Source organism: Chroogloeocystis siderophila 5.2 s.c.1, assembly GCF_001904655.1.
GTDB lineage: Bacteria > Cyanobacteriota > Cyanobacteriia > Cyanobacteriales > Chroococcidiopsidaceae > Chroogloeocystis > Chroogloeocystis siderophila.
In genome coordinates, this window is record NZ_MRCC01000014.1 from 143,903 (window position 1) to 153,790 (window position 9,888).

Below are 9,888 nucleotides of genomic sequence, written 5' to 3' on the forward strand. Positions count from 1 at the left end.
TACAAAAGTAAACCTCTGAAGAAAGGTTTTTATCACTATTTTTATTTAGCCCACCTTCGTGGGCTTAGTCTGTTAAGCGGCGGCTTCAGTCGTCAAGTAATCAATAAAAATTCTCCTGTACCATGACACAAACCCTATCACTAGCACCTTTTAAATCAAAGCTTTGCTCATCTTTAACTAAAAGTAAAATAAAAGTACTGCAAATTAATTTAGGTAAGCGTTGTAATTTAGCTTGTATCCATTGTCATGTCGAAGCAGGACCAAAACGTACTGAAGAACTTTCCCCCGAAGTTTGCCAGCAATTAATTCAAGTTATTCAAACTTTCCCTGAAATTGAGATTGTCGATCTCACTGGTGGCGCACCAGAAATGAACTATGGATTTAAGCCATTAGTACAAGCCGCCAGAAATGTAGGGAAAAAAGTTATTGTCCGTTCTAATTTAGTCATTTATTTTGAGTCAGAATTTGCATATTTACCAGACTTTTTCGCTCAGCATCAGCTTCATGTTGTAGCATCACTACCTTGTTATATATCAGATAATGTTGATAAAATGCGCGGTTCTGGTGTCTTTGATGCGTCGATTCGGGCTTTACAATGGCTCAATAGACTAGGATATGGTAAAGCACCAAATCTTATTTTAGATTTAGTATTTAATCCACAATTACCTGTGAGTGAAGAGAAATTCTCCCTGCCTCCAGACCAAGGAAAACTAGAACAAACTTATAAAATGTTCTTGCAAGAACATTTTGGTATTGTGTTTAATCACCTCTTTACGATCGCAAACTTACCTGTTGGTAGAAGCGCTGGGTATCTACAACGTCAAAAACTGTACACGCCTTACTTAAAGTTTTTGGAAAGTAATTTCAATGCAAGTACTGTAGAGCATTTAATGTGTCGCAGTGAATTATCAGTAGATTATCTAGGAAATGTTTATGACTGCGATTTTAATCAAATGATGAATTTACCTGCAAAAACTCGCAATGATGAAGTAATAAATATCACTAAAATACTTGAAGCTGGTACTTTGGATTTAATTGATGAAATTCAAACAGCACCTTATTGCTATGGTTGTACCGCTGGATCGGGTTCTAGTTGTGGTGGTGCTTTAGTTGAAGAATGATAGAGCATTTTGGCAATGGCTTGCAGATCGGCTTTGAGGGCTTGCTGTTGTTCGGGTTTTATGGCTTTGTCTGGGGAGTAGATTGCTTTGATTTTCGCCGATATAGCCTAACTTTTCCAGTCCTCCTGTCCTCCTTAAGCATTTCTACTTAGTGCAAAGGTGACATGCTCCCCCTACTTATTATTAATTGCAACCAGAACAATTAAGAAATTAAGCCTCCTTAAACACGAGTTAAAATAGGTTGAAATGGTTGCAGTAAAATTCCTAAAATTTTCTCAACTTCTTTAATATGGTATTCAATTTTGTCGATATAAACCATAGTTTCTTCTAAAATAAAAAACTTCCAATTAGTTCCCGTAGTTACCGCGCCATAGATACGTTCAACTTCATTTCCTTGATTTTTTGGCTAAAGTATTGAGCCGCTACCATTGCTGCAACACAGTGACCAAGCGCACCGATAATATCTTCTTTTGCCTCAAAAATGATCATTACAGGAGCCGTAATAAATAATTGCTCTTGAGAACCACTTATGATGTAGTCACAACAACCTTGTAACCCTTTACTAGGAGCGACATTAAATTCGTTTTCAGAAAATAAAGATATCTGATTATTTAAGAATCTTCTTACTTCTGCTAAAAGTAGTGCAATTAAAAACTCTGATCTAGCTTTTTCTGGAGAAATAGAGGTCGCCAAAGGAATATAATTGCATAAAAGAACTCTCAATGTTTATGATGGTAAAACTGGCTTGCTGTCAGCAAACAAGTTACGACTTTCATCTAGTGTTAAGTCAAACTCTTTTTTAACCTTAGCAAGACTGACATCGCTATACGCCATCTTCGAGAATCTCTAATTTTAAAAACTTAACAATTTCAATCTAGTCAGAAATTGAACCATTTTACTACATATCTTCACTGGATACTTACTTATAGATTGATCGAAATAGCTTCCACAGGACAAGTAGGGATACACTGTTCGCAGACAATGCAGCGCGATCGCGTGAATGTGAGACGATACGTTTGGGGGTCGAGCGTTAAGGCTTCGGTGGGACAAACACCCGTACACAAGCCACAATCAACGCAGCTATCTTGATCGATAACGATTTCTGTGACACTTTGCGAGACATGAATATGCAGTGATCGCATCCATTCAATCGCCGCATCAAGCTGATCGATATCGCCGGATAGTTCAACAACGAGTTTACCAACTTGATTTGGGGCTACTTGGGCGCGGATAATATTTGCTGCCACGTTAAAATCTTTTGCTAGGCGATAAGTAACAGGCATTTGTACCGCGCGTTTAGGAAAGGTCAGCGTAACTCGCTTTTTCATGACTTCAAATTTATGGTGTCATTCACTCTAGTGTAGCGATGCGAGGAAAGACTAGAGGTTGTCGCGGCTTCGGTTACACTGAAATTATTATGCCTGAACAAGTTTTAAGCAAAATCTTATGAGTGTGAGTTCACCAGAAGCGAATACTGGAAAGCGCGTGAGAAATTTTTTAATTGTCTTAGTGGCGATCGCGCTGAGTGTCGCCTTAGTTTTAGGCTTGAGAAATCAAACAAGTGCGGTTTCGTTGACACATCTTGACGAAGAGTCAGTACCGCTAGAAGTAGCGCTAAGTAACGGTAAACCCTCGCTAATCGAATTTTATGCGAATTGGTGTACTAGCTGTCAGGCAATGGCACCAGATATGGCACAACTCAAGCAGGAGTATGGAGAATCGGTTAACTTTGTGATGCTGAATGTCGATAATAGCAAGTGGTTGCCGGAGATTTTAACGTATCGCGTTGATGGCATTCCACATTTTGTGTTTTTGAATAAAGCAGGCGAAGCGATCGCGCAAAGCATTGGCGAACAACCTCGTATGGTTATGGCAACGAATTTAGATGCTTTAGTTGCTGAGTCACCGCTACCTTACGCCCAACGTAGCAGCGGTCAAGTTTCTAAGTTTACTGCACCTGTCACACCAGCAGATAATGCAGACGATCCGCGACTGCACAGTAGTCAAGTCGTCAATTAGAATATTTTCAATACTATTGCAGGCAAATTTCTAGTTTGTCTGCGACAAATCAAATAATATGCTAACGCTGGCAATCATTGTCCTTGTCATTCTTACTGGTTCAGCATTTTGCTCTGGTGTAGAAACTGCGCTACTATCGATATCGACAATTCGGGTGCGTCAGTTAGCACAGAGTAATATTCCTTCAGCGATCGCACTACTGTCGATTAAAGAGAAAATTAGTCGTCCGATTGCAACAATTGTCATTCTCAATAATATATTCAACATCGTTGGGAGCATTGTTATCGGTAGTGTTGCAACCAATGTTTTAGGAAACGCCTGGTTAGGAATTTTTTCGGCAATTCTCACGTTTCTAATTATTATTTTTGGTGAAATTGTTCCTAAAACTGTTGGGGAAAGATACGCTGAACCAATTTCTTTACTTGCAGCAGTACCTGTTAGAGGGCTGACTTTTTTATTAAAACCTTTAGTTTGGATTGTTGAAAAAGCGACACAGCCTTTTACTAAGGGTAAAAGAAGACCAACCACCAATGAAGCGGAAATTAAATTATTAGCAAATATTGGCTATCAAGAAGGCATTATTGAAGACGATGAAGCTGAAATGATTCAGCGCGTCTTTCGGTTAAATGACCTCACGGCTGCGGATTTAATGACCCCGCGAACCATTGTCACATATTTATCAGGCGCTCTCACATTAGGAGAGTGCAAAAGAGAAATTATTGCTTCACAACATACGCGGATTATTGTAGTAGGAGAATCTATTGACCAAGTTTTAGGATTTGCGCTTAAACAAAAGTTGCTAGCAGCAATGGTTGAAGGAAATAATGACCAAAAAATTGCGAGTCTCACGCGTAAAGTCCGCTTTGTTCCTGAGACGATTCGAGCAGATAAATTGCTCAAAAACTTTCTAGAAGCGCGCGAACATTTAGCAGTTGTTGTTGATGAGTACGGTAATGTTGCAGGAGTTGTAACTTTAGAAGATGTGCTAGAAGTGCTAACTGGAGAGATTGTAGATGAAACAGATCGTATTATCGATCTTCAAGAAACTGCCCGAAAAAAACGGGAACGAATGTTACAGTTCAGGTTTTTTGGGAATAAATCTACGAAGAAAAAACCTTAATTTCACTTGTTGATAATCAAAACTTTTAAAGCGCTTTTAAATTACTATTATGACTTATCTTAAGAGATCGTCATATACTACTATTCTTGGATAAATTAATAGGAAAAATCCCATCCACGTTAGTACAGGAATAGCGACAAGGATCGTTAACCAAAGAGTTTGAAATAGAATCCAACTACCGCTGATGAGTGTCACTCCAGTTAGTAAGATTGACCAAGGCTGACACCACCAGGGTTTATAGTTCCAGACACTAACAGTTTTTTGCTCGGACATTGCAGCGATCACAACAGGACTCTTGCATAGTTATATCATTTTGATGCAAAACTTTATATGCGATTAAGAGCGATTTATAAGGATTTTTGCAAAAATCTTTTGTAGTAACAAGTGAACTAGTGGAACTTGACTACTTTCTATGACAGACGCTTTACACACCCTGACATTTGAAAACCCTCATCGTCCTTTGTGGTTGCGCGGAGTAAACTGGGCAGGAGAAACGCTAAAACAGAATAAAATTTCGTTAGTTAACCTTGCAGAAGCATCACTGTTGACTGCTGCAACTCGGAAAACTGGATTAGCTGACTGGGGAGATGAAAGTTTTCGGCTTCCACTACAGATGCTACTCAAATCTTTAGAAGAAGACGCTGAACTTACCTTATTTGGGCGCTATTTTATGCGCAAGTTGTGTATTCAACTGCTGATCAATCGGTTGCGTATTCAAGAAGATATCAAATGTTATCCTGAAATACGACAAGTAGCGATCGCGCGACCATTATTTATTCTAGGAATGCCCAGAACTGGAACTACGTTACTTCATAATTTGTTAGCGCAAGATCCTGCAAGTCGCTGGTTACATTTGTGGGAAATGGCAAGCCCTTCACCACCGCCTGAGTACCACAACCGCCATAGCGATCCGCGAATTCAAAAGGTAGAAAAACTCGTTCAACGATATAATGCTTTAGCACCGCAACTGGCGACAGCACACAACTTGAATCCTCATAGACCTGAAGAATGTAATCCTTTGTTTGAGCATGAATTTGCTAGCTTAATATTTGAGATTCGGGCGAATGTGGAGAGTTATGCCGCATGGATGGAAACTTATGATATGCTCAAAGCGTATCAATTTTATCGCCAGCAGTTGCAACTTTTAGCATGGCACTATCCGCCAGATAGTCATTGGGTATTCAAAGCACCAGCGCATATATTTTATTTAGATACATTGATTAAAGTTTTTCCTGATGCTTGCATCGTGCAAACACACCGCGATCCGCTGAAAGTACTTCCTTCAATATGCAGTTTAACGGCGATTGTGCGCGGAATTTATAGCGATCGCATCGAACTAAAAACCTTAGGAAACTACTGGAGCGATCGCATAGCTAAAGCTTTAAAACGCGAGATGCAAGTCCGCGATTCTCAAGCGCCTTCGCGCTTCTATGATGTAGAATACCACAACCTTGTGCAAGATCCGATTGGGACAGTACGCCAGATCTATGCGAATTTTGGTTATGGTTTTAATCTCCAAATGGCAGAAAATATTCAAACTTGGCTGGCGCGAAACCCTCAGCATAAGCATGGAGTGCATCGGTACTCTTTAGATCAGTTTGGGCTCGATCCTGAAAAGGTAAACGATCAATTCGAGCAATACTGTGACAGATTCAATGTTAAGCGCGAGTAAGTTGCAGCGGTCGCACTTTATGTTTCAGAACCTGAACTGTTGTGTTGCGCATCCGCAGGTTCAAACTTAACTTTATTGTATAAATCGAGGAGGGAAATCTCAAAAGGGACTGTTGTTAAAGCAACGGCTTCATCTTCTTGATCGTACTCGCGCAGTTCCCAGCGTTTTTTTCCTGTTTGCGAAAGGTGATCGATGTGGATTGAGTTTTGATCGATGAGTAAGTACTCTTGGAAAGAAGCGATCGTTCGATAAGCACGAAATTTTTCTTCGCGATCATAACCTTGAGTCGATTCTGATAAGACTTCGACAATAACGCGCGGATTAGTAATTGTGTCTGTACGGTTATTGTAATACTCTGGTTCTCCAGCTATCACCATAACATCTGGATAGGTGTAAAACCGCTTGTCGGGTATCCACAACCGGACATTTCCGATAAAAACTTCGTAGTTTTGCTGCCTAAACGCAAAATTTAGTGCAGTATATAAATTACCTGCAATTCGATTATGCTTTGTTGAACCGCCTGCCATTGGAACTATTTGCCCATCGAGATATTCACTTTTGAATTCAGCAGCCTCCTCTAACTTCAAGTATTCCTCTGGAGTGTAGTAGCGCTGTTCTGTTTGCATAATCTCAAGCAAAGTTTGTTAGTGTCGCGACGAATCGTTATCCCACATTTTAGCGTTTCGCATAAAATAATACTAATGTACTAACTCGCGCACTAACTTCGCCAATCTTTCCGCACTATCAGGAACTGCTATTTTTTCCGCAGCAGCAGCCATTTTTTGTAATTCGCTGGGTGAGTGTAATAATTCCAACACTTGACGTTGTAACACTTCAGGAGTTAATTCTTTTTGGCGAAATACGATCGCTGCACCGGATGCAGCTAAAACTTGGGCATTGTAGAATTGATGGTCTTCCGCAGCTGCTGGGAAGGGAATAAAAATTGCAGGTTTGCAAGTCATTGCTAACTCGGTGACAGTACCAGCCCCCGATCGCCCAATCGCTAAATTTGCTCTGTGCAGCAAACTTGCCATGTTGTCGTAAAAAGGTAGCGGAAAATACTGCGGATGTTGCAGACTTGCGACATCAGGATCGTTGTTTCCTGTCAAATGTACAATCCACACGCCAGCGTCAAACCATGCAGGTGCGCATTGGCGGATAATTTGATTAACTGCAACCGCACCTTGGCTACCGCCAACAACAATAACCAGAAAAGCATCGTCGGGGATGGGGAGATCAAGCGGAGGTAATTGTTTCTTTGCACTTAAAAACTGCGATCGCACAGGTGTCCCTGTATAAATTGTGTTAATTCGTGGTAAGTACTGGGCTGCGGGTTCAAATCCCAGTGCGACAGCCGTACAAAACGAGCTAAAAAAGCGCGTAACTTTTCCAGGAATCGCGTTAGATTCGTGGAGAATCGCCGGAATTCCGAGCGATCGCGCCGCAAGCACAGCAGGGGCGGCGATGTAACCGCCAGTTGTGAAGACACCTTGAAATGCGCCTTGTTGTAATACCTGGCGTACTTGAAAAACAGAAGTCGCAATTTTACTCAGATTACGTAGCGTGTTCAAACCCAAGCGCTCTTGAAATCCTGCAACTGAGATTTTATGAAGTGGATATTGTGCGGGAACTAACTGCGTTTCTAAGCGGTCGGGAACGCCCAACCACTCAATTTCGTAATCTGGCAGTTGTTCAGCTAGCGCGATCGCGGGAAACAGATGTCCGCCAGTACCACTCGCCGCAATTAATAATTTTGTTGCCATTGAGTTACCAAGTCAACGCCCAGGTTAGCTTAAGATGAAACAATTAACTGTTTTATAGTAATCAAATATCAAGCTATCACCGATGCGTAACTTTATGCTTTTTTTAAGCGGCTTCCACATGATTTTTCAAAAAAATAAGTTGTCAACGAACAATTGGCTAGCACTTTTGTTAATCACTTTAGGTTTAGTGCTACAATCGCACCGCACTCAAGCGCAAACAACACCCGCCGCGCCTCCCGTACTGACAAACTTGCTAGCACGCATTGATGCAGCTGCTAACGCGCATAATCCTCAAGCCGTAATACAATACTATGGAACTAATTTCACCCATACCGACGGCTTAACACGCCAAACTATGGCGCAGTCATTAACGCAACTTTGGCAACGCTACCCGCAACTGAGATATACAACACGCGTTGAATCTTGGAAGCCAGAGGGACGCGCGATCATTGCTGAGACAATTACAAATATTAGCGGTAGTCAGGTGCAGGACAATCGCAATTTACTGTTCAATGCAACGATTCGATCACGACAGCGAGTTGAAAATGACAGAATTGTTCGCCAAGATATTTTATGGGAACGCAGCTTATTAAGGGCTGGTGCGAAGCCACCGACAATCGAGGTAAGATTGCCGCAACAAGTCAAAGCCGGACAACTGTTTAACTTTGATGCGATCGTCCAAGAACCGCTTGGTGATGACTATCTCTTAGGCGCAGTCATTGAGGAACCAATAAAGCCAGGAAGCTATTTAAATCCCATACCCGTTGATTTGGAATTACTTTCTGCTGGCGGTATTTTTAAACAAGGTCGCGCGCCAGCTGCTGGAAATAATCGTTGGATTTCTGCGATCATTGTTCGGGGTGATGGAATGACAATGGTTACTCAACGCCTGCAAATTGTTAGCGGAAATACTGCAAGTAATACTCAATCACCAGCAAAATAAACGTCATTGTTTAATCAGCGTTTAGTATGTTTCTAGCGCGAATTGTTTTAATTACTGGTGCAAGTTTTGGTATACTACTTGTACCAGGATTTTTGGACAAGCAGGTGTGAGTTCTTAGGTTAGTAAGCTCCTTTACGGGACAAAACAACTAAAACAGTTTGCCAAAGAATGCGTATATCTAACCACAAGCACCAGTTATTTTGGTATAATAAATCCATCTGTAACATATCTTTAAAAGTTACTTCACTGCGTCCACTCACTTGCCATAGCCCTGTCACACCTGGTAACATAGCTGCCCGTTGTAACATATTTTCTCTATAGTCATTCATTGCTAAGTAGTAATCTCTTAACTGAAGAGGACGAGGACCAACCAAGCTCATACTACCCTGCAAAACGTTAAACAGTTGTGGTAGCTCATCTAAACTCGTCCGGCGCAGAAATTTACCTACACGAGTAATGCGTGGATCTTCCTTCATTTTAAATAGAACACCACCTTCGGACTCATTAAGCTGCTCAAGTTCCTTAAGTTTTTCCTCTGCATTCACCTCCATTGTCCGAAACTTCCAGATTACAAAAGTTTTCTCACCTCGTCCCATTCGATACTGACGAAAGAAAATAGGTCCTTTTGAATCTAGACGAATGAGTAAGGCGATCGTCAATAAAAGTGGACTCAAAAGCACTACACCTAACCCAGCACCACAGAAATCAATGATTCTTTTACCAACAAATTGAACTGTATAGAACCATGATCGTGCTTGCAGAATTTGGTCTGAGTACAAAGAGCTTACACGCACTTCGGAACTTGCACTTGGAATAAAATTTGGGGAAGACATGTCTATCTCCAGGAAAAATGCACGGTCAATGTGTTAAAATAACCACAAGAGTTTTCGATGCTCGATACGTTTCCCTGTTGTTAGCTAGGCTAGGTGAAATTAGCACTAGCGCTTAACAAAGTAAGACTTCTTAAGTCACAAAATAATTCTGCGTTAGTCCTTAAACCAGGTGAATTTAAACCACCATGTAAGTAGCTTTTACTTACTCCAAGGCAACTCAAAATGCCTCTTATTTAAGAGGAGATAGGATTAGTATTCTTAAGTACTTAGCTCAATGAGAAATTGATACAGAAGTATCTAGTTTTATCAACCTAATAAGGGCAGTTTCCTTCTCGGCGAAAGAATGTTAAGCATAGCTTGCTACAACGGTCTGTTCCAACAAAGCCCAAGAAGCATCTTTAGCAGAGATCTCACTGA

The 9,888-nt window shown here is 41.0% G+C and carries 11 protein-coding genes; 5 read left to right on the plus strand and 6 right to left on the minus strand.

Annotated features, from left to right (window positions below; all coding sequences use genetic code 11):
* Nucleotides 1–122 precede the first annotated feature (122 nt).
* Entirely contained in the window at nt 123–1,121 is a 999-nt protein-coding gene (arsS, locus tag NIES1031_RS17215) for an arsenosugar biosynthesis radical SAM (seleno)protein ArsS (RefSeq protein ID WP_073550732.1), read from the plus strand.
* 360 nt (nt 1,122–1,481) lie between these two features.
* On the opposite strand, the gene NIES1031_RS25760 is transcribed toward arsS, so the two are convergent.
* Nucleotides 1,482–1,814: a hypothetical protein gene (locus NIES1031_RS25760; protein WP_236738881.1), complete on the minus strand. Its 333-nt coding sequence runs from the start codon at nt 1,812–1,814 to the stop codon at nt 1,482–1,484.
* Between the two features lie 230 nt (nt 1,815–2,044).
* Nucleotides 2,045–2,449 carry an NIL domain-containing protein gene (locus NIES1031_RS17225; protein WP_073550733.1) on the minus strand — a complete coding sequence of 135 codons (405 nt, stop codon included), beginning with the start codon at nt 2,447–2,449 and terminating at the stop codon, nt 2,045–2,047.
* Between the two features lie 118 nt (nt 2,450–2,567).
* Between NIES1031_RS17225 and NIES1031_RS17230 the strand changes: the two genes are divergently transcribed.
* Both NIES1031_RS17230 and NIES1031_RS17235 read left to right on the plus strand, forming a co-directional pair.
* Entirely contained in the window at nt 2,568–3,140 is a 573-nt protein-coding gene (locus NIES1031_RS17230; protein WP_073550734.1) for a thioredoxin family protein, read from the plus strand.
* A 58-nt stretch (nt 3,141–3,198) separates the two neighbouring features.
* Nucleotides 3,199–4,260, plus strand: a complete 1,062-nt coding sequence (locus NIES1031_RS17235; protein WP_073550735.1) for a hemolysin family protein — start codon at nt 3,199–3,201, stop codon at nt 4,258–4,260.
* A 54-nt stretch (nt 4,261–4,314) separates the two neighbouring features.
* Here the strand turns inward: NIES1031_RS17235 and NIES1031_RS17240 are convergent, their stop codons facing one another.
* Nucleotides 4,315–4,533, minus strand: coding sequence for a DUF6737 family protein (locus tag NIES1031_RS17240; RefSeq protein WP_073550736.1), 219 nt, complete (start codon nt 4,531–4,533; stop codon nt 4,315–4,317).
* Between the two features lie 139 nt (nt 4,534–4,672).
* Here NIES1031_RS17240 and NIES1031_RS17245 point away from each other — a divergent pair, with 139 nt between their 5' ends.
* A complete protein-coding gene (locus NIES1031_RS17245) occupies nt 4,673–5,932 on the plus strand; it encodes a sulfotransferase family protein (protein ID WP_073550737.1) in 1,260 nt (419 codons plus the stop codon).
* Nucleotides 5,933–5,949: 17 nt separating this feature from the next.
* Here NIES1031_RS17245 and NIES1031_RS17250 read toward each other — a convergent pair whose 3' ends face one another.
* Nucleotides 5,950–6,558: a Uma2 family endonuclease gene (locus NIES1031_RS17250; RefSeq protein ID WP_073550738.1), complete on the minus strand. Its 609-nt coding sequence runs from the start codon at nt 6,556–6,558 to the stop codon at nt 5,950–5,952.
* A gap of 72 nt (nt 6,559–6,630) precedes the next feature.
* Nucleotides 6,631–7,695 (minus strand): undecaprenyldiphospho-muramoylpentapeptide beta-N-acetylglucosaminyltransferase, encoded by a 1,065-nt coding sequence (gene murG, locus NIES1031_RS17255; RefSeq protein WP_073550739.1) that lies wholly within the window; start codon nt 7,693–7,695, stop codon nt 6,631–6,633.
* 139 nt (nt 7,696–7,834) lie between these two features.
* Here murG and NIES1031_RS17260 point away from each other — a divergent pair, with 139 nt between their 5' ends.
* Nucleotides 7,835–8,638, plus strand: coding sequence for a nuclear transport factor 2 family protein (locus NIES1031_RS17260; protein ID WP_236738882.1), 804 nt, complete (start codon nt 7,835–7,837; stop codon nt 8,636–8,638).
* Nucleotides 8,639–8,757: 119 nt separating this feature from the next.
* Here the strand turns inward: NIES1031_RS17260 and NIES1031_RS17265 are convergent, their stop codons facing one another.
* Nucleotides 8,758–9,471 (minus strand): sugar transferase, encoded by a 714-nt coding sequence (locus NIES1031_RS17265; protein ID WP_073550741.1) that lies wholly within the window; start codon nt 9,469–9,471, stop codon nt 8,758–8,760.
* Nucleotides 9,472–9,888: the final 417 nt, after the last annotated feature.